Genomic DNA, 20,716 nt, shown 5'->3' with positions numbered 1-20,716 from the left:
TGCGTGTGTGGTGTGGGTCGTGGACCCACTTTCACACCTGCGCTTTGCCCAGGTCCATCGAAAGATTCCGATTGGTTTCTTTAGCCATGCTGAACGATTCCCCGTTCCGCTCCGTGGTGGCCTGCTCCGGCTTCGCCGCCCGGCCCGGGAGCTGGCCGAAGACCGTGGCGCCGAAGGCGAGGGCCATGCCCGCCAGCTGTACGGGCGACAGGGCCTGGCCGAGCGCGGCCCAGCCGATGACGGCGGCGGTGAGCGGGGAGAGCGGGCCGAGCAGGGTGACGGAGGTGGCGGTGAGCTGTCCGATGCCGCGGAACCAGAGGAAGTACGCGGCGCCGGTGTTGATCAGCATCATGTAGCCGTAGCCGAGGAAGGCCTTGCCGTCGAGCGCGGGCGGCGCCCCCTCGACCAGCGCGGCGATCGGGATGATGACCAGGCCGCCCGCGGTGAGCTGCCAGCCGGTCACGGCCAGCGGGCCGACGCCCTCGGGGCGGCCCCAGCGCTTGGTCATCACGGTGCCGGCGCCCATGGAGGCGGAGGAGACCACTCCGGCTATGACGCCGATGAGGTCGAGCTCGGCCTCGGCGGTCAGTACCACCATGCTCACGCCGAACGCGGCGACGACGGCGGCGAGCACGGTCCGCAGCCTGGCCCGCTCCCCCAGCAGGAGGGCGGCGAGCCCGACGACGAAGAGCGGTCCGGCCGAGCCGAGCACCGCGGCGACGCCGCCGGGGAGCCGGTAGGCGGAGAGGAAGAGCAGCGGGAAGAAGGCGCCGATGTTGAGGGTGCCCAGGACCGCGGACTTCCACCACCAGGCGCCCTTGGGCAGGACGCGGGAGAGGGCGACCAGGAGCAGACCGGCGGGCAGGGCGCGCATGGCCCCGGTGAAGAGGGGCCGGTCGGCGGGGAGCAGCTCGCTCGCGACGAAGTAGGTCGAGCCCCAGGAGATGGGGGCGAGCGCGGTCAGGATGGTGGTGGTGACGCGGTTCACGGTCACTCCTCGGGCAGATGAGGACGGGCTGGCGGGTGCGGGTTGGCCGCGACCTACCCGGGGGCCCGTCCCCGGACCTCCCCGAGTAGGTCGCTGATAAGTAGCTTACTCCTAAGCTACTTTTTCGCAAGCTACTTTCTTGCGAACGAGCGAGCGGAATCGGATACTTCAGTTATGACCGACGTGAAGAGGGACACCCAGCCGGACGCCGTCGACGCGATCACCACGCAGTGGGCCGCCGTGCGACCGGACCTGGACACCGCCCCGATGGCCGTCTTCGGCCGCATCTACCGGATCGCCAAGGCCGTCGGCGAGGGCGTGGAACGCGCCTACAACGGCTACGGCATCAGCCGCGGGGAGTTCGACGTCGTCGCGACGCTGCGCCGCTCCGGGGCCCCGTACACCCTCTCGCCGCGCCAGCTGTCGGCCACCCTGATGCTCACCACGGGCGGGATGACCGGCCGCCTGGACAAGCTGGAGAAGGCCGGACTGCTCACCCGCAGCCCCGACCCGCACGACCGGCGCGGGCTCCAGGTGACCCTCACCGACCGGGGCCTCGCCCTCGCCGACGAGGCGGTCTCCGCCGGCCTGGCCGTGCACCGCCGGGCCCTGGAGGGCTTCGACCCCGATGAGGTCGAACAGCTCACCGGGATGCTGCGCAAGCTCCTGGCCGACGTTTCCTAGGGCGGCCGCGCGCTTCAGGGTACGACGAGGCGCCGGAGGTCGCGACGGGAACGGCTCATACCGTTTCCGCGGACCTCCGGCGCCCGGAAGTCTTGTGAAGGGACCTGCCCGGTCGGGTCAGGCCTGGTTCTTGCGCGACTTGTCGCCGACCATCACGAGACCCGCGATGACCAGGAACAGCACGATCGGCGCGGCCACGAACAGGCCGAGCGTCTCGCCAATGCTCAGGCCCGGGCCCGGGTCGTCGCCGTCGTCGCGGGTCAGCGCGAGGGCGGGAGACGTCATCAGCAGCATCATCAGCGTCGTTCCGGCCGTGACGGCGCCGGCGCGCAGAGCGTTCTTCTTGTCCACGGTGCAAAAGTAGCGAACACCTAAACGGGGCGCGCGCCCGGGGGTGCCGTACGGGTCTGCGCGCCCTCCCGCACCGCGCTCAGCAGGGCGTTCGCCCGGGGCGAGGCGGTGAGCGCCTCCAGGGTCAGCGGGCGCCCGTCCGCGTCGGCGACCGGCAGCCGCCAGTTGGGGTACTGGTCCCAGGTGCCCGGCAGGTTCTGCGGCCGCCGGTCCCCCACCGCGTCGGGCAGCCATACGCCGACCAGCCGGGCGGGCGTGCCGAGCAGGAAGGCGTACAGGGCCCGTACGGCGGCCTCCTCGCCCTTGGTCTCCAGCCCCAGCCGGTCCAGCACCGCCAGCCACTCGGCGGTGTCGGCGGCGTCCTCGGCCCGTTCCAGGTCCAGAGGGCGGGTCAGCAGGCCCAGCCGGTCGCGCAGTTCGACGTGCGAGCCGGCCAGTTTGGCGGCGGTGGGCGGCAGGTCGTGGGTGGTGGCGGTGGCCAGGCACTGGGACCGCCAGGCACCGGCCGGCAGCGGTTCGCCGTCGCCCGCCCAGTCCCGCTCGAACCACAGCACCGAGGTGCCGAGGATCCCGCGCCGGGCCAGCGCCCGCCGCACCGCCGGCTCGACCGTCCCGAGGTCCTCGCCGACCACCAGCGACCCGGCCCGGTGCGCCTCCAGGACCAGGACGGCCAGCATCGCCTCCCCGTCGTAGGAGACGTACGTGCCCTGCGCGGGCGCGGTCCCCTCCGGGATCCACCAGAGCCGGAACAGGCCCATCACGTGGTCCAGGCGCACCGCCCCCGCGTACCGGAACACCCCGCGCAGCAGCGCCCGGAAGGGGGCGTACGCGTGGGCCTCCAGGACGTCGGGGCGCCAGGGCGGCAGTCCCCAGTCCTGGCCGCGCGCGTTGAAGGCGTCCGGCGGGGCGCCGACGGAGGCCTCCCGGAGGTGCCAGGGGCCGAGGAGTGCGTCCGAGCCGTCGGGGTGCACCCCGACGGCGAGGTCGTGCACGATGCCGACGCTCATCCCTGCCTGCCGCGCGGCCCGCTGGGCGGCGGTCAGCTGGGTGTCCGTCAGCCAGACCAGCCAGCAGTGGAAGTCGGCGCGCTCCCCCGGCTCCTCCCCGGCGGCGGCCGCGCACCAGGCGGCGTGCGCCGCCAGCCCCTCCCCCTGCGCGGCGCGGAACGCCCGGTAGGCGGCCTCGCGCGCGGGGGTCCGCGGGACGGCGTACAGCAGTTCCAGGGCGGCCCGCTTGAGGGCCCACACGGCGTCCCGGTCGATCAGCGCCCCCTTCTCCAGCACCTCGCGGCGCAGCTCCCCGCCGCGGGCGGCGAGTTCGGCGAGGGCGTCCCGGTCCGGGCAGTCCGCCCACTCGGGGAGGTCCTCGACGCGCAGGTGCACCGGATCCGGGAAGCGGCGGGAGGAGGGCCGGTAGGGGGACGGGTCGCTCGGGGTGCCCGGGAAGGCCGCGTGCAGCGGGTTGACCTGGATGAACCCGGCGCCGTGGGTGCGGGCGGCCCAGCGGGCCAGCTCCGCGAGGTCGCCGAGGTCGCCCATGCCCCAGGAGCGCTCCGAGAGCAGGGAGTAGAGCTGGACGAGCAGCCCGTGGGCCCGCTCGGGCGCGGCCGGGGCCCGGTCCGGGGCCACGATCAGGGTGGCGGAGGCGGTGCGGCCGTCCGGTGCGTCGGCCGTCAGCCGGTGCACCCCGAGCGGCAGTGCGGGGTGCCAGTCGGCCTGCCCGGCCCCGTCCTCCAGGGTCACCCGCACCCGAGTCCCGGCCGGCAGGGCGGCCAGGGGCCCGGGTGCGGGTTCGCCCCGCCAGTGCACCAGCGTCGGCGGGAGCAGCCGCCCGGCCCGCTCCCGCTCGGCGCCGGCGGCCGTCGCCCGTACGGCCTCGGGGGTGTCGACGGGGACGCCCATCAGGCCCAGCACGGTCCGGACCGTGGTCTCGGGCACCTGGACGGTGACGTCCTCGGCGGGCTTGTAGGAGGTGGCGACGCCGTAGAGGGCCGCGAGCCGGGCGAGGTCGTCCATCGTCATCCTTGGCTGGGTGAGGGGTTAGGTGAGCGGCTCGCTGGTGAGGTGGGCCTCGGCCACGAGCGGGGACTCACTGGTCAGCGGCGCGTACGCGGAACCGGCCAGCGGGGGTTCGCTGGTCAGCGGCGGGTACAGGTCGTCGTCGGCCGGCTCGTCGGAGGGACCGGACGGGACGGGCAGGTGGGCGAGCGGGGCGGGTTTCCTGCGGGTTCCGGACGCGGGGCGGGCGTTCATGAGGTCCTCCCTCTACGGTTCTTCGGACCGCCGGGCGGTTCTTGGGACCGCGCTGCGGTACTTCGGACCGCCCATGCAACACCCGTGGCGAACACCGCAGCCATACCCAGTCAGGGGCATCGCATTCCTGGCGGATCCAGGTCAGATCACCCCACGCGCATTGACACCCCGGCCGCACGGGTGGTGGGCTCGGGCCCGTTCACACGGTCGGCGGATGACTCGGGACGGGGGAGGCTCCGTGCAGCTCAGGGGCAGGAAGCGGACCACGGCCGCGGCCGTCGCGGTCATCGGATCCCTCCTCGGCGGGGCCGTCGCCTCGGCTCCGCCGAGGATCGGCGCGGCCCCCGGGAGTTCGGGCTCATCGCGCCCCGACAGCGGGTCCGCCCCCGTATACACGTCGGGACTCGGGGCCGTCATCGACCCGGGCTCCGACGTTCCCCGAGCGGCATCCGAGGGTCCGGCCGTGTGGCCGCGGCCGCAGTCGGCCACCGCCGACCCGGGCCGGGAGCTGCCGGTGCCGGCGGAGGCCGTACTGGTGCTCCCGGTCGACGTGGACCCGTACGCCGCCGAGGTCGTACGCACCTCCCTGCGCGCGGCCGGCGTACGCACCCTGCACGAGCGGCCCCCGGGCGCGGCGCTGCCCGAACGGGCGCTCGTCGTACGGCTCCAGGGCGCGGACGCCGAGGAGGCCCTGCTGGCGCTCGGCGCGGCCCCGGCCGGGGACCTGCCGGCCGGCGGCTACCGGCTGGCGGTGGGCAAGGCGGGCGGGCGGGACACGGTCGCGCTGGCCGGGGTGGGCGAGGACGGGCTGTTCCACGCCGCGCAGACGCTGCGCCAGCTGCTGGCGGCCGGGCACGGCAAGGTGCCCGGGATGCTGGTGCGGGACTGGCCGATCGCACCCGTGCGCGGGATCACCGAGGGCTTCTACGGGCAGCCCTGGACCCGGGAGCAGCGGCTGGCGCAGCTGGACTTCCTGGGCCGCACCAAGCAGAACCGGATGCTGCTGGCGCCCGGTGACGACCCGTACCGCACCACGGCCTGGCGCGAGGAGTACCCGCGCGAACGGCAGGAGGAGTTCCGGGCGCTGGCCGAACGGGCCCGCGCCAACCGGGTGGTGCTGGGCTGGGCGGTGTCGCCGGGCCAGTCGATGTGCCTGGCGTCGGCGGACGACCGGGCGGCGCTGCTGCGCAAGGCCGACGCCATGTGGGAGCTGGGCTTCCGGGCGTTCCAGGTGCAGTTCCAGGACGTCAGCTACACCGAGTGGGGCTGCCGGGCCGACCGGGTGCGGTACGGGACGGGCCCCGCGGCGGCGGCGAAGGCCCACGCCGAGGTGGCGGGCGAGCTGGCCGCGCACCTGGCGGCGCGGCATCCCGGGGCGGCCCCGCTGTCCCTGATGCCGACGGAGTACTTCCAGGACGGCGCCACCACCTACCGGACGGCGCTGGCCTCGGCGCTGGACCCGCGGGTGGAAGTGGCCTGGACGGGCGTGGGCGTGGTGCCGCGCACCATCACCGGCCGGGAGCTGGCCGGGGCGCGGGCGGCACTCGCGCACCCGCTGGTCACCATGGACAACTACCCGGTCAACGACTGGGACCCGGGCCGGATCTTCCTGGGCCCGTACGCCGGGCGCGATCCGGCGGTGGCGGGCGGTTCGGCGGGGGTGCTCGCCAACGCGATGGCGCAGGGCACCCTGTCGCGGATCCCGCTGTTCACGGCCGCGGACTACGCCTGGAACCCGCGCGGCTACCGGGCCGGGGAGTCCTGGGCGGCGGCCGTGCGCGACCTGTCCGGCCCGGACCCGAAGACCCGGGCCGCGCTGGCGGCGCTGGCCGGGAACACCGCGGCCTCGGGCCTGAAGGTGGAGGAGTCTGCCTATCTGAAGCCGCTGGTGGAGGAGTTCTGGCGGGCCCGCGCCGCCGGGGACAAGGCCGCCGGCGAGCGGCTGCGCGCGGCGTTCACCGTGCTCCGGGAGGCCCCGCGGCGCCTCGACGCACAGGTGGCGGCGGAGGCCGGGCCGTGGCTGGAGCGGCTGTCGCGGTACGGGGCCGCGGGCGAGCTGGCGGTCGACATGATGCGGGCCGAGGCCCGGGGCGACGGGGCGGCCGCCTGGCAGGCCTCGCGGGAACTCGCCGCGGCGCGGGAGGAGCTGGCGGAACCGGGCGGGGTGCGGGTGGACACCTCCGTGCTGGACCCCTTCCTCGCGAGGGCGGCGGCGGAGTCGGACGCCTGGACGGGCGCGGCCCGCAAGGACGGCACCGTACGCCAGGAGCCCGGAGCGCACACCGTCCGGCTGGACTCCGCGCGTCCGCTCGCCGCGGTGACGGTGATGACGGACCCGCTGGCGCCGGGCACCCGGGGCGCCGCGGTGGAGGTTCACGTGCCCGGCGAGGGCTGGCGCCGGCTGGGCGAGGCGGCGGTGTCCGGCTGGACGCAGGCCGACGCGCAGGGCGTACGGGCGGACGCGGTCCGGCTGTCGTGGGCGGGCCCGGCCCCCGTGGTGCACAAGGTGGTCCCGTGGTTCGCGGACGGCCCGCGGGCCCGCTTCGAACTGGCCGACCGGGGCCGGGCCGACGTGGAGGCCGGGGGCGCCGCGCGCACGGTGACCGCGCAGCTGTCGGGGCTGCGGCCCGGGGAGTTCCGGGGTCCGCTGACGGCGGCCCCGCCGGCCGGGGTCCAGGTGCGGCTGCCGCAGGAGGTGGTGGTGCCCCGGGGGACGACGGTCTCCGTCCCGGTGGAGGTCACCGTCGCGGCGGGCACCCCGTCCGGGGAGTACGCGGTCCCGCTCTCCTTCGACGGGGAGGTGCGTGTGCTCACCGTCCGGGCGGTACCGCGGACCGGCGGGCCGGACCTGCTGCGCGGGGCCCGGGCCACCTCCTCGGGGGTCGAGGCCCCCCAGTTCCCGGCGTCGGCGGCGGTGGACGGCTCGGCCGCCACGCGCTGGTCGTCCCCGGCGGAGGACGGCGCCTGGTGGCAGGCCGAGCTGGCCGCGCCGGCCAGGGTGGGCCTCGTCACCCTGCACTGGCAGGAGGCGTACCCCTCGCAGTTCCGGGTGGAGACGTCCCGCGACGGCGTGACGTGGCGTCCGGGCGCGGTGGTCTCCTCCCGGGGCGGGGTGGACGCGGTCCGGCTGGACGCGCCGGACACCCGCTTCGTCCGCGTGACGTGCGAACGCCGTGCGACGCGCTTCGGCTGCAGCCTCTGGTCCGCGACGGCCCAGGCAGTGGCAGCTCCTTCTTGATGCGCCGCTCGGCCGGTGCCGGTTCGCGTGGCCGCTGCCGTTGGGTCGTCCGCGGGTGGTCGGCCGCTGCGCGGGGCTCGCCCCTCCCCGCCCTTCACCCGTTCTCGCCCTCAGTCGCCGGGCGCGGCTCAAGACACGGCGCTACCGCGCCCGCGCCTCAAACGCCGGCGGGGCTGATCTCAGCCTCGCCGGCGTTTGAGGCGACGGGGTCAGGGGCGGAGCCCCTGGGAACGGGCGAAGGGCGGGTAGGGGACCGGCCCCGGCGGCAGCGCACCGGCCCGGCGGTCCGTCAGGACGCGGCGGCGGCGGTGGCCGTCGGGACGCCGATGCGCTCCAGCGCGTCCTCCGCCCCGTACGGCTGGAGGTACGGCATCCAGCGCGGGTCCCGGTGCCCGGTGCCGATGATCCGCCAGGCCAGTCCCGACGGCGGAGCCGGCTGGTGGCGCAGCCGCCAGCCGAGTTCCAGCAGGTGCCGGTCCGCCTTCACGTGGTTGCACCGACGGCACGCGGCGACCACGTTGTCCCAGGCGTGCTGCCCTCCCCGGCTGCGCGGGATGACGTGGTCCACGCTGGTGGCGACGGCCCCGCAGTACATGCAGCGGCCGCCGTCGCGGGCGAAGAGGGCGCGGCGGGTGAGTGGAACGGGCCCCCGGTAGGGGACCCGCACGAAGCGCTTGAGCCTGACCACGCTGGGCGCGGGGACGGCTCGTGTCGCGCTGTGCAGGAAGGCGCCCGATTCCTCCAGGGAGATTGCCTTGTTCTCCAGGACGAGGACGAGCGCGCGGCGGAGCGGTACGACGCCGAGGGGCTCGTACGACGCGTTGAGGACCAGGACGTGCGGCACGGACTGCCTCCTTGTACGCCGGCGGCGCGTGGCTCGCGCCGGGACGATCTGCTCTCAGTCTCCCCTTACGGCTGGTCGAAGCGCCACCACGCGCCGGTAACGGGCCCGGGGTGTTTTCGACCACACTCCCTTTCATCCCCAGGTGAGTCCGGTCTCTCCCTCGAACAACGCAACGAGGTCGGTCCCGTGCCCCGTTAGTGTGGATGGGCCTGCCCGCACAGCCAGCACGACCGTACGACCGTTCCGCGGGCGGCCCGCTATGCCCCTGGAGGTTCCCGCCGTGCCCTCGCCCGCCACACTGCTACCGCAGGCAGCGTCCACCACCGACGACGCCGCCGAGAGCGTGACGAACGCCGCGAGCTTCGTCGAGGAGAACTGGGCCACCTGGCTGAGCATCGGCCTGCGGATCCTGCTGATCATCGTGATCGCGGTGGCGCTGCGCACCGTGGTCCGCAAGGCCCTGACGAAGCTGATAAGCCGGATGAACTCCAGCGCGGAGGCCGTCGAGGGCACCGCGCTGGGCGGGCTGCTGGTCAACGCGGAGCGGCGCCGTCAGCGCTCGGAGGCGATCGGCTCCGTACTGCGTTCGGTGTCGTCGTTCCTGATCCTCGGCACGGCCGCGCTGATGGTCCTGGCGGCGCTGAAGATCGACCTGGGGCCGCTGCTGGCGAGTGCCGGTGTGGCCGGTGTGGCGATCGGTTTCGGTGCCCGCAACCTCGTGACGGACTTCCTCTCCGGCGTGTTCATGATCATGGAGGACCAGTACGGCGTGGGCGACAAGATCGACGCCGGGGTGGCCTCCGGCGAGGTGATCGAGGTCGGTCTGCGCGTGACCAAGCTGCGCGGCGACAACGGTGAGATCTGGTACGTCCGCAACGGTGAGATCAAGCGCATCGGGAACCTGAGCCAGGGCTGGGCGACCGCGGGCGTGGCCGTGCAGGTCAAGCCGACGGAGAACCTCGCGCACATCCGCGAGGTGGTCCGGGGGGTCGCGGACACCCTGGCGAAGGAGACCCCGTGGGACGAGCGCCTGTGGGGGCCCGTGGAGGTGCTGGGCCTGGACGAGGTGCTGCTGGCCTCCATGACGGTGAAGGTGTCGGCGAAGACCATGCCGGGCCAGCAGTTCGCGGTGGAGCGCGAGCTGCGCTGGCGGATCAAGGACGCCTTCGACGCGGCCGGCATCCGGATCATCGGCGGCGCGCCCGCCCCCGGCGAGGACGAGACCGCCCCGGCCGACCCGGCGGCGGCCGTCGCGGCGCCCTCGGCGCTGGCCAACCCGGCCTCCCCGCAGTCCCTGGCCACCGCCCCGATACCGGCGGCTCCCGCGCCCGCACCCGCGCCGGCGCCGGGGGTCCGGCTGCCCAAGTAGGCCCGCCGCCCCCTCACCCGCGCCCTCCGCTGCCCCGCCGGTCCGTTCCGGCGGGGCAGCGGCGTTGACACGCCTCGGAAGCCAATAGGAAACTTACCTAACAGTTCTCCTCGGTGAGAGAGGGACCCCCGCCATGCCCGCCGCCACTCCAGGAACACCCAGCGTGCTGCGCGCCATGAACGACCGCGCCGCCCTGGAGCTGCTGCTGACGCACGGCCCCCTGTCCCGGACCCGGATCGGACACCTCACCGGGCTGTCGAAGCCCACCGCCTCCCAGCTGCTCGCCCGGCTGGAGGCCGCCGGGCTCGTCGTCGCCACCGGTACCGACGGCGGCCGCCCCGGCCCGAACGCCCAGTTGTACTCGCTCAACGCCCGCGCCGCCCACGTCGGCGGCCTCGACGTGACCCCCGACCGGGTGCTCGCCGCCGTCGCCGACCTCACCGGCGAGGTGGTGGGCGGCTTCGAGCTCCCCTACACCGAGGGCGCCGACGCCGTCGGCCAGGTCACCCGGGCCCTCGGCGGGGCCCTGGCGGACGCCGGGCTGACCCTGCCCGACCTGCACCGCCTGGTCATCGCCACCCCCGGCGCCTTCGACCCCCGCACCGGGCGGCTGCGCTACGCCAGCCACCTGCCCGGCTGGCACTCCCCCACCCTCCTCGACGAGCTGGCCGCAGCCCTGCCCCTGCCGGTCGAGTACGAGAACGACGTGAACCTCGCCGCGGTCGCCGAGCAGCGCCTCGGCGCGGCCCGCGGCCACGAGGACTTCGTCCTGCTGTGGAACGAGGAGGGCCTCGGCGCCGCCCTCGTGCTCGGCGGGCGGCTGCACCGCGGCTGGACCGGCGGCGCGGGCGAGGTGGGCTTCCTGCCCGTGCCCGGCCACCCCCTGGTCCGCCAGGTCACCCGGGCCAACACCGGCGGCTACCAGGAGCTGGCCGGCGTACAGGTGCTGCCCGCGCTCGCCGCCGCGGCCGGAATCGGCACCGGAACCGGCGCCGGCGCCTTCCCCGGTTCCGGTCTCGGATCCGGTCTCGGATCCGGTCTCGGTTCCGGTCTCGGATCCGGCCCCGTGCCGGACGCCCCGCCCGCCGCGCAGGTGGCCGCCGGCGCCGAGCTGCTGCGGCTGGCCGCGGCCGAGCCGGAGGGGGCCCGCCTCGCCTTCCTCCGCTCGTACGCCACCGCGCTCGCGACCGGTCTGGCCTCGCTGATCGCCGTACTCGACCCGGAGATCGTGGTCCTGTCGGGCGCCCTGATCACCGCGGGCGGCGACCCGCTGCGCACCCTGCTGGAGGACGAGCTCGCCGAACTGGCCCCCTCCCGGCCGCGGCTGGTCACCGGCGAGGTGCGCGAGCGGCCCGTGCTGCGCGGCGCGCTGGAGAGCGCCCTGGCCGCCACCCGCGAGGAAGTCTTCGACACCTCCCGCTGACGCCGACACCCGTAGCCCCCTTGCCCCGCAGCCCCATGGCCCCGCAGCCCCCTGTAAAACCCCCTGTCCCGAGTTCTCCCCCAGAGAGCGAGCACCCCCATGCCCCGAGCCGCACGCCTGACCACCACCGCGGCCGCCCTTGCCGCCATATCCGTACTCGCCACCGCCTGCACCGGCCAGAGCGGCGCCGACGCCGCGGACGACCCGAAGGCCGACGTCACCATCAGCTTCTGGCACGGCTGGTCCGCGCCCTCCGAGGTCAAGGCCATCCAGGACAGCATCCACCGCTTCGAGAAGGCGCACCCGAACATCAAGGTCAAAGCCACCGGCAACATGACCGACGACAAGATCAACCAGGCGCTGCGCGCGGGCGGGGACAAGGCCCCCGACGTGGTGTCCTCCTTCGCCACCGACAGCGTCGGCAAGTTCTGCAACTCCGGCGCCTTCGCCGACCTGAACCCCTTCATGCAGAAGTCCGGGATCGACAAGGACCAGGTCTTCCCCGCGACCCTGCTGGAGTACACGCAGTACAAGGGCAACCAGTGCACCCTGCCGCTGCTGCACGACGCCTACGGCCTCGTCTACAACAAGACCGCGTTCGCCGACGCCGGGATCAGCGGACCGCCCGTGACGTGGAGCGAGTTCGCCGAGGTCGCGCAGAAGCTGACCAAGCCCAAGGGGGATTCGTACGAGCGGGTCGGCGTGATGCCCACCTTCCACGGCTACGAGACCACCCCGCAGCGCCTCGTCGCCCAGTGGAGCCCCACCTACTTCACCGCCGACGGCAAGGCGAACCTGGCCGGCGACCCGGCCTTCGCGAAGATGCTGACCGCCCAGAAGGACCTGGTGGCGAAGCTCGGCGGCTACGAGAAGCTGGAACGTTTCCGCGCCGGCTTCGGCGACGAGTGGAGCGCCGAACACCCCTTCCACAAGGGGCTCGTCGCCATGCAGATCGACGGCGAGTGGCGGCCGGCCATGGCCAAGGAGGCCGGCGTCCCCTTCGAGATCGGCACCGCCCCGCTGCCCGTGCCCGACGACCAGCGGGGCGACTACGGCAAGGGCTACGTCTCCGGCACCATCATGGGCATCTCCTCCACGAGCCGGAAGCAGAACGCCGCCTGGGAGCTGGTGCGGTACATGACCACCGACACCGAGGCCGTCGTCGCCTTCGCCAACGCCATCCACAACGTGCCCTCCACCCTGGCGGCGCTCCGGTCCCCGAAGCTCCAGGTGACCCCCGAGTCGAAGACGTTCCTCGACATCGCCCGGCACGCGAAGTCCAGCACCACCCCCGCCCGCGCCGACGGCGGCGCCTACCAGCTGACCTTCCAGGACTTCGCGTACGCCGTCGAGAAGGGCGACGTCCCCGACCTCGCCGCCGGGCTCGCCAAGACCGACCGGCAGATCGACACGGACATCGCGAAGGCCGAGTAACCCCGATGACCCCTGCCGCCCACACCCCGGTAACCCCCGCCCTGCGGGCCAGACACCGGCGCTCCGCCCTGCGGACCCTCGCCTTCCTGTCGCCCTGGCTGATCGGCTTCGCCGTCTTCTTCGCCTACCCGCTGCTGTCCACCGTCTACTTCTCCTTCACCCGCTACGACGGCTTCCGGCCCCCCGCCTTCAACGGCCTGGACAACTGGAGCTACGTCTTCACCGACTATCCGCTCTTCTGGCCGGCGATGCGCAACACCCTGTGGCTCGTCGTGGTCATGGTGAGCTGCCGGGTCGTCTTCGGCCTCGGCGTCGGCCTGCTCGTCACCAAGGTCAAGACCGGCGCCGGCCTCTTCCGGACCCTGTTCTACCTGCCCTACCTCGCCCCGCCCGTGGCCGCGACCCTCGCCTTCGTCTTCCTCCTCAACCCCGGCACGGGCCCGGTCAACACCCTGCTGGACTCCGCCGGACTGCCCCAGCCCGGCTGGTTCACCGACGCCGGCTGGTCCAAGCCCGCGCTCACCGCCCTCGCGCTGTGGGGGACCGGCGACCTGATGGTGATCTTCATGGCCGCACTGCTCGACGTACCGAAGGAGCAGTACGAGGCCGCCGAGCTCGACGGGGCCGGGGCCTGGGCCCGCTTCCGGCACATCACCCTGCCCAACATCTCCCCCGTCGTCCTGTTCGCCGTGGTCACCGGGGTCATCCAGGCCATGCAGTACTACACGCAGCCGACGGTCGCCCAGAAGGCCGCCGCCGGGATCATCGGCGGCTCCGGCCAGCAGACCGAACCGGGCTACCCCGACAGGTCCACGCTGACCCTCCCCCAGACCGTCTACCACCTCGGCTTCCAGCGCTTCGACTACGGCTCCGCCTGCGTCCTGGCCCTGGTGCTGTTCGCCCTCTCCATGGCCTTCACCGCGCTCCTGATGCGCCGGCGGGGCGGACTGATCGGAGCCGGTGACTGAGATGCGCACCCACCGCCGCAAGGCCGTACTGCACTGGATAGGGGTCCACGCACTGGCCGTGGCCGCCGCCCTGTTCTTCGTCCTCCCCTTCGTCTTCCTGGTCCTCACCTCCCTGATGGACGACCAGCAGGCCCTCACCCGCGAGCTGTGGCCTCGCACCTGGGAATGGGGCAACTACGCGCAGGTCTGGAACACCCCGGGCTTCCTGACCTGGTGGCGCAACACCCTGCTGTACGCGGGGCTCGGCACCGTGCTGACCGTGGTGTCCTCGGTGCCCGTCGCCTACGCCCTCGCCAAGTTCCGCTTCCGCGGACGGCGGCTCGCGCTGCTCCTGGTGATCGCCACGATGATGCTGCCGCCGCAGGTGGTCCTCATCCCCATGTACCTCTTCTGGGCGAAGCAGCTCGACCTGTCCGGCACCCTGTGGCCGCTGATCGTCCCGCTGGCCTTCGGCGACGCCTTCTCCATCTTCCTGCTGCGGCAGTTCCTGCTGACCATCCCCGACGAGTACCTCGACGCGGCCCGCGTCGACGGCTGCGGGGAGGTCCGCACCCTGCTGCGCGTGGTCCTGCCGATGGCGAAGCCCGGTATCGCGGCAGTCGCCCTGTTCCAGTTCTTCTGCGCCTGGAACGACTACTTCGGCCCGCAGATCTACGCCTCCGACAACCCGGCCGCCTGGACCCTCAGCTACGGCCTGGAGTCCTTCAAGAGCGCGCACCACACCAACTGGAACCTGACCATGGCGGCGACGGTGCTCGTCATGGCCCCGGTGATCGTCCTCTTCTTCTTCGCCCAGAAGGCGTTCGTCGAGGGAGTCACCCTGACCGGAGTGAAAGGCTGATCCCGATGAAACTCGCAGTGGTGGGCGGCGGTTCCACCTATACGCCCGAACTGGTCGACGGCTTCGCACGGCTGCGCGACACACTGCCCGTCAGCGAACTCGTACTGGTCGACCCGGCCGCCGAACGGCTTGAGCTGGTCGGCGGCCTGGCCCGGCGGATCTTCGCCCGGCAGGGCCACCCGGGCCGCGTCACCACCACCTCCGACCTGGACGCGGGCGTGGCCGGTGCCGACGCGGTGCTGCTGCAGCTGCGCGTCGGCGGGCAGGCGGCCCGGCTCCAGGACGAGACCTGGCCGCTGGAGTGCGGCTGCGTGGGCCAGGAGACCACCGGCGCGGGCGGGCTCGCCAAGGCCCTGCGGACCGTCCCGGTGGTCCTCGACATCGCCGAACGGGTCCGCCGGGCCGCCCCCGACGCCTGGATCATCGACTTCACCAACCCGGTCGGGATCGTCACCAGGGCCCTGCTCGGGGCCGGCCACAAGGCCGTCGGACTGTGCAACGTCGCCATCGGCTTCCAGCGCAAGTTCGCGCGGCTGCTGGACGCGGCGCCCGCCGAGGTCCACCTCGACCACGTCGGCCTCAACCACCTGACCTGGGAATTCGGGGTCCGGCTCGGCGGCCCGGACGGCACCGACGTGCTGCCCCGGCTGCTGGCCGAGCACGGCGACGCCGTCGCCGCCGACCTGCACCTGCCCCGGCCGCTGCTGGACCGGCTCGGCGTGGTGCCCTCGTACTACCTGCGCTACTTCTACGCCCACGACGAGGTGGTCCGGGAGCTCGGCGAGAAGCCCTCGCGGGCCGCCGAGGTCGCCGCGATGGAGCGGGAACTCCTCGCCCTGTACGGGGACCCCGCGCTCGACGAGAAGCCCGCGCTGCTGGCCAAGCGGGGCGGGGCCTTCTACTCCGAGGCCGCCGTGGACCTCGCGGCGGCCCTGCTGGGCGGCGGCGGGCCGTCCGTGCAGGTGGTCAACGCCCGCAACGGCGGCACGCTGCCGTTCCTGGCGGACGACGCCGTGATCGAGGTGCAGGCGCGGGTCGACGGCGACGGCCCGGTCCCGCTGCCCGCGCCCCGGCTCGACCCCCTGTACGCGGGGCTGGTCGCGCACGTCAGCGCGTACGAGGACCTCGCGCTGGACGCGGCCCTGCGCGGCGGGCGCGAGCGGGTCTTCAAGGCCCTCCTGGCCCATCCGCTCGTCGGACAGTACGACCTCGCCGAGGGGCTGACCGACCGGCTCCTCGCGCACAACAAGGAGCACCTGCCGTGGGCGTAGCCGTCGTCGCGATCGACGCGGGCAACAGCAAGACCGACGCCGCGCTGGTCGCCGCCGACGGCACGGTCCTCGGCACCGGGCGCGCCGGGGGCTTCCAGCCGCCCGTGTCCGGTGTGGAGGCGGCCGTGGACGTCCTCGCGGAGGCCGTCGCCGGGGCGGCGGCCGCCGCCGGGCTGCCCGGGGTGCCGCGCGCGGCCCGGGTCTCGGCCTGCCTGGCCAACGCCGACCTGCCGGTGGAGGAGCGGCGGCTCACCGAGGCGGTGGCGGCGCGGGGCTGGGGCGCGGCCACCGAGGTGCGCAACGACACCTTCGCGATCCTGCGGGCCGGCGCGGACGGCCCGCTCGGGGTCGCCGTGGTCTGCGGGGCGGGCATCAACTGCGTGGGCATGCTGCCCGACGGGCGGACCGCCCGCTTCGCCGCCCTCGGTCAGATCTCCGGGGACTGGGGCGGCGGGGGCGGCCTGGCCCAGGAGGCCATGTGGTGGGCGGCGCGCGCCGAGGACGGGCGCGGCGGGCCGACGGCACTGGCAGCGGCCCTGCCGGGGCACTTCGGCCTGGGTTCGATGGCGGCGCTGATCGAAGCCCTGCACCTGGGCCCGCTGGACCGGGGGCGGCTGCACGAGCTGGTGCCGGTGCTGTTCGCGGTGGCGGCGGCGGGCGACCCGGTGGCGGCGGCGGTGGTGGAGAGGCAGGCCGAGGAGGTGGTGGCGCTGGCGTCGGTGGCGCTGGAGCGGCTCGGGCTGCTGGAGCGGGAGGCGCCGGTGCTGCTGGGCGGCAGCGTCCTCGCGGCCCGGCACCCGCTCCTGAACGACCGGATCGCCGAACTCCTGGCCGCCCGCGCCCCCCTGGCCCGCCTCGCGGTGGTCACGGCCCCGCCGGTCCTGGGCTCGGCCCTGCTGGGCCTGGACGCCCTGGGCGCACCCCCGTCGGCGCTGGCGCGGCTGCGTGCCCAATTCGGGTGAACCCGGGCCGTCGGCGCGTACGCCTGGAACCACGGGGGCCGCTGCGGCGTATTCACGTCGAAGGGTGACGGGGGAAACCGAGGGGGTAGGAGCCGGGGCGGGGGCCGGGCGGTCCGGGAGGGGGATCGTCCAAGATCGGGCACCGGGTGCTGTGGTCGGGCGCCGCTACGGCCATACTGCTGCGGAGCAGAGGGACCGAGGGGGAGGTCACGGTGGCCATCACGACACGCGCGTCCGCGCCCGGGGGCGGTACCTCCGGGACGCCCGCCGGGCCGGACGGGAGAGCGTCCGGGCCGCCCGGGCGCGGTACGGCCTGGGCCGAGGGCGTGGAGCGGGTGCGCGCCGCGGCGACGACCGAGCCGGGCCGGCTGCGGATCATCGGCGCGGTGCTGGCCGCCCTGGTCGTGCTGTTCGGCGCCGTCGCGGTGTGGGAGGTGTCCGGGCGGGTCACCGCCGCCGAGGACGTGGTGGGGCGCAGCCAGCCGCTGAGTGCGGACGCGGCGAGCATCTACCGCTCTCTGGCCGACGCCGACACGGCTTCCTCCAGTGGTTTCCTCGCGGGTGCCCAGGAGCCCCGGGAGGTGCGCCAGCGGTACGAGAAGGACATCGCGAACGCCTCCCGGCTGCTGGTGAGCGCGGCCGCGAACACCGGGGCCGGCGGGGAGTCCCGCAAGGAGATCGCGCTGCTCGGCGAGCAGCTGCCCCGGTACACCGGTCTGATCGAGCAGGCCCGCGCCACGAACCGGCAGGGGCTGCCGCTGGGCGGCGCCTACCTGCGCTACGCCAACGAGCAGATGAGCACGGTGCTGCTGCCCGCCGCGCAGCGGCTGTACGAGGCGGAGACGGGCCGGCTGTACACGGACTACGACGAGGCCCGGTCCTGGCCGGTGGCGGCGACGGGCGCGGGCGTGCTGGCGCTGGCCGCCCTGGTGTGGGCGCAGCGGCGCAACTACCGGCGTACGAACCGGGTCTTCAACCACGGGCTGCTGGGGGCGACGGCCGCCGCGGCGGTGGTGCTGCTGTGGCTGACGGTGGGGCAGTCGGTCGCGCGGGCGGGGCTGGGCGAGGCCAGGGCCGACGGCCAGGAGTCCCTGAAGGTGCTGAACGATGCGCGGATCGCCTCGCTCCAGGCGCGGGCGAACGAGAACCTGACGCTGATCGCGCGGGGTGCCGTACTGGCCGAGGACAAGAAGTCCGACAAGTACGACGTGGACTACGAGAAGAACATGAAGCAGCTCGACGCCGGGCTGGCGCGGGCGCTGCGGCTGGCGGACGACGGGAGCGGCCGGGATCCGGTCTCGAAGGCCGTCGAGGGCGTGGCGCAGTGGAAGCAGCGGCACGCGGCGGCCCGGGACGCCGACATGAAGGGCGACTACGAGCAGGCCCTGCCGCAGGTCATCGGCGACGAGAAGCACAAGGACAGCAGCGGGGCCTCGTTCGACACGGTGGACGCCTCCCTGGAGCGGGCCGTGGCCCATGAGCAGAAGCAGTTCACCCTGGCCGCGCGGGGCGGGCTCGGCGCGCTGGGCGGGCTGGTGACGGGCTCGGCGGTGCTGGCGGTCGCCGGCGCGGCGGCGGCCCTCCTCGGCATCGGTCGCAGGCTTTCGGAGTACAGGTGAGATCGATGCGGATACGAGGGACACGGCCGGAGCGGCCGGAGCCGTACGGGCCGGGGACGCCGGAGGAGGCCGCGGCGGGCGGGCCGCGGCGGGCCGGCGCGGCCCGGGTGCGGCGCGCGGCGGGCCGGCTGCGCGGCTGGGGCGGGGTGAGCGCGATGGCCGCGGCCTGCGCGGTGACGGCGGCCGCGGTGCTGCTGCCGCTGGCCGGGTCTTCGTCCTCGGGCGGGTCCGGGGTGGTCCACGATCCGGCTTCGGTGGCGGTGGTCCCGTACGCGCCGGCCGACACCTGTCAGGACCCGGAGGCCAGTCTGCGCCCTTCGGGGCTGGACGGGCCCGCGATCGAGCGGATCCGCAAGGCGGGCAAGCTCGTGGCGGGCGTGGACCAGAACAGCTTCAAGTGGGGCTACCGCAATCCGGACGGGCACCTGGACGGTTTCGACATCGACCTGGTCAAGGCCATAGCGAAGGACATCCTGGGCAACGAGGACCTGGTCATCTACCGGGCGATCCCGACCAGTCAGCGCGTCCCGGCGCTCCAGGAGGGCCGGGTCGACATCGTGGTGCGGACCATGACGATCAACTGCAAGCGCCTGGAGGACGTGGCGTTCTCGACGGCTTACTTCGAGGCGGGCCAGCAGGTGCTGGCCCCCAAGGGTTCGCCGATCACCGGGTACGACGCCTCGCTGAAGGGCCGCCGGATCTGCACGGCGGCCGGTTCCACGGCGGAGGCGGCCCTGAAGTCCCAGTCGTACGGGTCGGTCGGGGTGTCGGTGGCGAACCAGCTGGACTGCCTGGTGCGGCTCCAGCTGGGCGAGGTGGACGGGATCATCACGGACAACGCGCTGGCCGCCGGGCAGGCGGCGCAGGACCCGTCGGTGCAGCTGGTCGGGGCGCCGTTCACCCGCGAGTTCTACGGGGTGGCGATCAACAAGGACGCCCCCGACCTGGTGCGCCGGGTGAACAAGGTGCTGGAGAACTACCGGGCGGGCGGTGACCAGAGCCCGTGGACGACCTCCTACAAGAAGCACTTCGAGGACGTCCTGCCCAAGGCGAGCGTGCCGCCGGCGCCCAAGTACCGGGACGGCTGAGGCCCATGGCGGATTCGGAGCGGTACGTGAGCGAGCGGGACGGGCGGGACGGGCTTCACGCGGGCGGGGACCGTGCGGGCGGGTTCCGTGCGGGCCGGCCGGGTACGGGGTCCGCGGTGATGGACCGGGACGACGTGGACCGGGCGCTGGCGCGGTTGGGCGCGGAGCACGAGGCCGTCGAGACGTCCCTGCTGGCGCTCCAGGACCACGCGGGCCGGCGGCTGCTGGAGGGGGCCGCGCTGAGCGGGGTCACCAAGGAGCGGTGGGCCGCCGCGGACGCGTCGGTGACCCGGCTGTGGACGTACTTCGACGCGTACAGCGGGGCGCTCGCGGCGGCCCGGGAGATCCGCGAGCGGCGCCGCTGGCCGAGCCGGGAGGACCTGGCGGAGCTGACGGAGCGGCTGCGCGGGCCCGGGGTGACGATCGCCGGGGCCGGGGTGGAGGGCGTCGCGCTGGCGGAGCGCTTCTCGCTGGCCGAGCTGGTGTCCCGGATGAACGAGTTGTACGCGGCCTCCCTGGACGTGGTGGTCGCCGCCGACGCGGTGTGGTCGGCGCTGCCCGCGCGGATCGACCTGCTCGCCGCCGAGCTGCACCGGACGCGTTCGCTGGCGCGCTCGGTGGGGGTCCGGCCGGGCGAGCACCCCTCGGGGGACGATCTGGAGGAGATCACCGCCGAGCTGGCGGAGCTGCGGGAGGCGGTGATCGCCGACCCGCTGGCCTTCTGGGTGTCTGTGGCGGGGAGTTCCGCGCCGGGCGGGGGCCGTCCGGACACCGCCCGCTACGACCGGGCGGCGCGCGCGCTGGACGACGTACGGCGTGAGGTCGAGGCGGTCCTGACGGTGCGGCAGGACGCGGAGCAGCGGCTGATCGCGGTGCGGGACCTGCTGTCGCGGGCGGACCGGACCCTGTCGGAGGCTCGGACGGCGCGCGGCGAGGTGCTGGCGAAGATCGCGGCGTCGGAGGTGCCGGCGGTCAGCGGTCCGCCGACGGCCCTGCAGGAGCAGCTGGCGGCGGCGGCCGAGTACCGGCGGCAGTCGCAGTGGCACCGGCTGTCCCCGCTGCTCGACGCGCTGGAGGACCGGGCGGAGGAGGAACTGCGGCGGGCCCGTGAGTCGTTGACCGCTGTGACGGCTCCGCTCGCGGTGCGGGCGGAGCTGCGCGGGCGGCTCGACGCGTACAGGGCGAAGGCGGCCCGGCACGGGCTGGCGGAGGACCCGCTGCTGATCGAGCGGTACGACGCGGCCCGGCGGATGCTGTGGAGCGCGCCCTGCGACCTGCGGGCCGCCGAGCAGGCGGTGTGGCGTTACCAGCAGGCGACGGCGGAGGCGCTGGCGCCGCAGGACCACCGGCCCGGACGGCCGGGAGAGGAGGAGGCGTGAGCCTG

The 20,716-nt window shown here is 74.4% G+C and carries 17 protein-coding genes; 12 read left to right on the top strand and 5 right to left on the bottom strand.

Annotated features, from left to right (window positions below; genetic code table 11):
* Positions 1–31 precede the first annotated feature (31 nt).
* Positions 32–994, bottom strand: coding sequence for an EamA family transporter (locus tag OG553_RS22220; protein WP_405980662.1), 963 nt, complete (start codon positions 992–994; stop codon positions 32–34).
* Positions 995–1,162: 168 nt separating this feature from the next.
* Here OG553_RS22220 and OG553_RS22215 point away from each other — a divergent pair, with 168 nt between their 5' ends.
* Positions 1,163–1,672 carry a MarR family winged helix-turn-helix transcriptional regulator gene (locus tag OG553_RS22215; RefSeq protein ID WP_405980661.1) on the top strand — a complete coding sequence of 170 codons (510 nt, stop codon included), beginning with the start codon at positions 1,163–1,165 and terminating at the stop codon, positions 1,670–1,672.
* A 117-nt stretch (positions 1,673–1,789) separates the two neighbouring features.
* Here the strand turns inward: OG553_RS22215 and OG553_RS22210 are convergent, their stop codons facing one another.
* From OG553_RS22210 to OG553_RS22200, 3 genes are read right to left on the bottom strand one after another with little or no spacing between them, the layout of a single operon-like run.
* Positions 1,790–2,023 (bottom strand): hypothetical protein, encoded by a 234-nt coding sequence (locus OG553_RS22210; RefSeq protein ID WP_385770679.1) that lies wholly within the window; start codon positions 2,021–2,023, stop codon positions 1,790–1,792.
* A gap of 20 nt (positions 2,024–2,043) precedes the next feature.
* Positions 2,044–4,044, bottom strand: coding sequence for a 4-alpha-glucanotransferase (locus OG553_RS22205; RefSeq protein ID WP_405980660.1), 2,001 nt, complete (start codon positions 4,042–4,044; stop codon positions 2,044–2,046).
* Positions 4,045–4,062: 18 nt separating this feature from the next.
* Positions 4,063–4,275, bottom strand: coding sequence for a hypothetical protein (locus OG553_RS22200; RefSeq protein WP_405980659.1), 213 nt, complete (start codon positions 4,273–4,275; stop codon positions 4,063–4,065).
* A gap of 214 nt (positions 4,276–4,489) precedes the next feature.
* Here OG553_RS22200 and OG553_RS22195 point away from each other — a divergent pair, with 214 nt between their 5' ends.
* Positions 4,490–7,513, top strand: coding sequence for a beta-N-acetylglucosaminidase domain-containing protein (locus OG553_RS22195; RefSeq protein ID WP_405980658.1), 3,024 nt, complete (start codon positions 4,490–4,492; stop codon positions 7,511–7,513).
* Positions 7,514–7,802: 289 nt separating this feature from the next.
* On the opposite strand, the gene OG553_RS22190 is transcribed toward OG553_RS22195, so the two are convergent.
* Positions 7,803–8,357 carry an HNH endonuclease gene (locus OG553_RS22190; RefSeq protein WP_405980657.1) on the bottom strand — a complete coding sequence of 185 codons (555 nt, stop codon included), beginning with the start codon at positions 8,355–8,357 and terminating at the stop codon, positions 7,803–7,805.
* Positions 8,358–8,637: 280 nt separating this feature from the next.
* On the opposite strand from OG553_RS22190, the gene OG553_RS22185 reads away from it, so the two are divergent.
* The 10 genes from OG553_RS22185 (at position 8,638) to OG553_RS22140 (ending at position 20,711) form a co-directional block, all read left to right on the top strand.
* Positions 8,638–9,726 carry a mechanosensitive ion channel family protein gene (locus OG553_RS22185; RefSeq protein WP_405980656.1) on the top strand — a complete coding sequence of 363 codons (1,089 nt, stop codon included), beginning with the start codon at positions 8,638–8,640 and terminating at the stop codon, positions 9,724–9,726.
* A gap of 133 nt (positions 9,727–9,859) precedes the next feature.
* Positions 9,860–11,149, top strand: a complete 1,290-nt coding sequence (locus OG553_RS22180; RefSeq protein WP_405980655.1) for an ROK family transcriptional regulator — start codon at positions 9,860–9,862, stop codon at positions 11,147–11,149.
* A 99-nt stretch (positions 11,150–11,248) separates the two neighbouring features.
* Complete coding sequence (locus tag OG553_RS22175; RefSeq protein ID WP_405980654.1) at positions 11,249–12,583, top strand: ABC transporter substrate-binding protein; 1,335 nt, start codon at positions 11,249–11,251, stop codon at positions 12,581–12,583.
* A 5-nt stretch (positions 12,584–12,588) separates the two neighbouring features.
* Positions 12,589–13,551, top strand: a complete 963-nt coding sequence (locus tag OG553_RS22170) for a carbohydrate ABC transporter permease (protein WP_405980653.1) — start codon at positions 12,589–12,591, stop codon at positions 13,549–13,551.
* Position 13,552: 1 nt separating this feature from the next.
* Positions 13,553–14,392, top strand: coding sequence for a carbohydrate ABC transporter permease (locus tag OG553_RS22165; RefSeq protein WP_405980652.1), 840 nt, complete (start codon positions 13,553–13,555; stop codon positions 14,390–14,392).
* A 5-nt stretch (positions 14,393–14,397) separates the two neighbouring features.
* A complete protein-coding gene (locus OG553_RS22160; protein WP_405980651.1) occupies positions 14,398–15,663 on the top strand; it encodes a 6-phospho-beta-glucosidase in 1,266 nt (421 codons plus the stop codon).
* The gene (locus OG553_RS22155; protein WP_405980650.1) at positions 15,654–16,625 is read left to right on the top strand and encodes an N-acetylglucosamine kinase; all 972 of its coding nucleotides are present in this window, start codon (positions 15,654–15,656) and stop codon (positions 16,623–16,625) included. The genes OG553_RS22160 and OG553_RS22155 overlap by 10 nt, the downstream gene beginning before the upstream one ends.
* A gap of 212 nt (positions 16,626–16,837) precedes the next feature.
* Positions 16,838–18,244 (top strand): hypothetical protein, encoded by a 1,407-nt coding sequence (locus OG553_RS22150; protein WP_405980649.1) that lies wholly within the window; start codon positions 16,838–16,840, stop codon positions 18,242–18,244.
* Positions 18,241–19,332 (top strand): glutamate ABC transporter substrate-binding protein, encoded by a 1,092-nt coding sequence (locus OG553_RS22145; RefSeq protein ID WP_405980648.1) that lies wholly within the window; start codon positions 18,241–18,243, stop codon positions 19,330–19,332. Before OG553_RS22150 ends, OG553_RS22145 begins: the two co-directional genes overlap by 4 nt.
* A 119-nt stretch (positions 19,333–19,451) precedes the next feature.
* A complete protein-coding gene (locus tag OG553_RS22140) occupies positions 19,452–20,711 on the top strand; it encodes a hypothetical protein (protein ID WP_405983106.1) in 1,260 nt (419 codons plus the stop codon).
* The last annotated feature ends 5 nt before the right edge of the window (positions 20,712–20,716 follow it).

The organism is Streptomyces sp. NBC_00158 (genome assembly GCF_045160885.1).
Taxonomy (GTDB): Bacteria; Actinomycetota; Actinomycetes; order Streptomycetales; family Streptomycetaceae; genus Streptomyces.
The sequence above is the reverse complement of the archived record's forward strand: the minus strand, read 5'-3'. Positions and strand labels throughout refer to the sequence as shown.

Excerpts from the sequence above, each read along its gene's own strand:
- OG553_RS22160 (WP_405980651.1), top strand. The coding sequence starts at position 14,398 with ATGAAACTCGCAGTGGTGGGCGGCGGTTCCACCTATACGCCCGAACTG.
- OG553_RS22175 (WP_405980654.1), top strand. The coding sequence starts at position 11,249 with ATGCCCCGAGCCGCACGCCTGACCACCACCGCGGCCGCCCTTGCCGCC.
- OG553_RS22180 (WP_405980655.1), top strand. The coding sequence starts at position 9,860 with ATGCCCGCCGCCACTCCAGGAACACCCAGCGTGCTGCGCGCCATGAAC.
- OG553_RS22215 (WP_405980661.1), top strand. The coding sequence starts at position 1,163 with ATGACCGACGTGAAGAGGGACACCCAGCCGGACGCCGTCGACGCGATC.
- OG553_RS22165 (WP_405980652.1), top strand. The coding sequence starts at position 13,553 with ATGCGCACCCACCGCCGCAAGGCCGTACTGCACTGGATAGGGGTCCAC.
- OG553_RS22200 (WP_405980659.1), bottom strand. The coding sequence starts at position 4,275 with ATGAACGCCCGCCCCGCGTCCGGAACCCGCAGGAAACCCGCCCCGCTC.
- OG553_RS22170 (WP_405980653.1), top strand. The coding sequence starts at position 12,589 with ATGACCCCTGCCGCCCACACCCCGGTAACCCCCGCCCTGCGGGCCAGA.
- OG553_RS22195 (WP_405980658.1), top strand. The coding sequence starts at position 4,490 with ATGACTCGGGACGGGGGAGGCTCCGTGCAGCTCAGGGGCAGGAAGCGG.
- OG553_RS22205 (WP_405980660.1), bottom strand. The coding sequence starts at position 4,044 with ATGACGATGGACGACCTCGCCCGGCTCGCGGCCCTCTACGGCGTCGCC.
- OG553_RS22140 (WP_405983106.1), top strand. The coding sequence starts at position 19,452 with ATGGACCGGGACGACGTGGACCGGGCGCTGGCGCGGTTGGGCGCGGAG.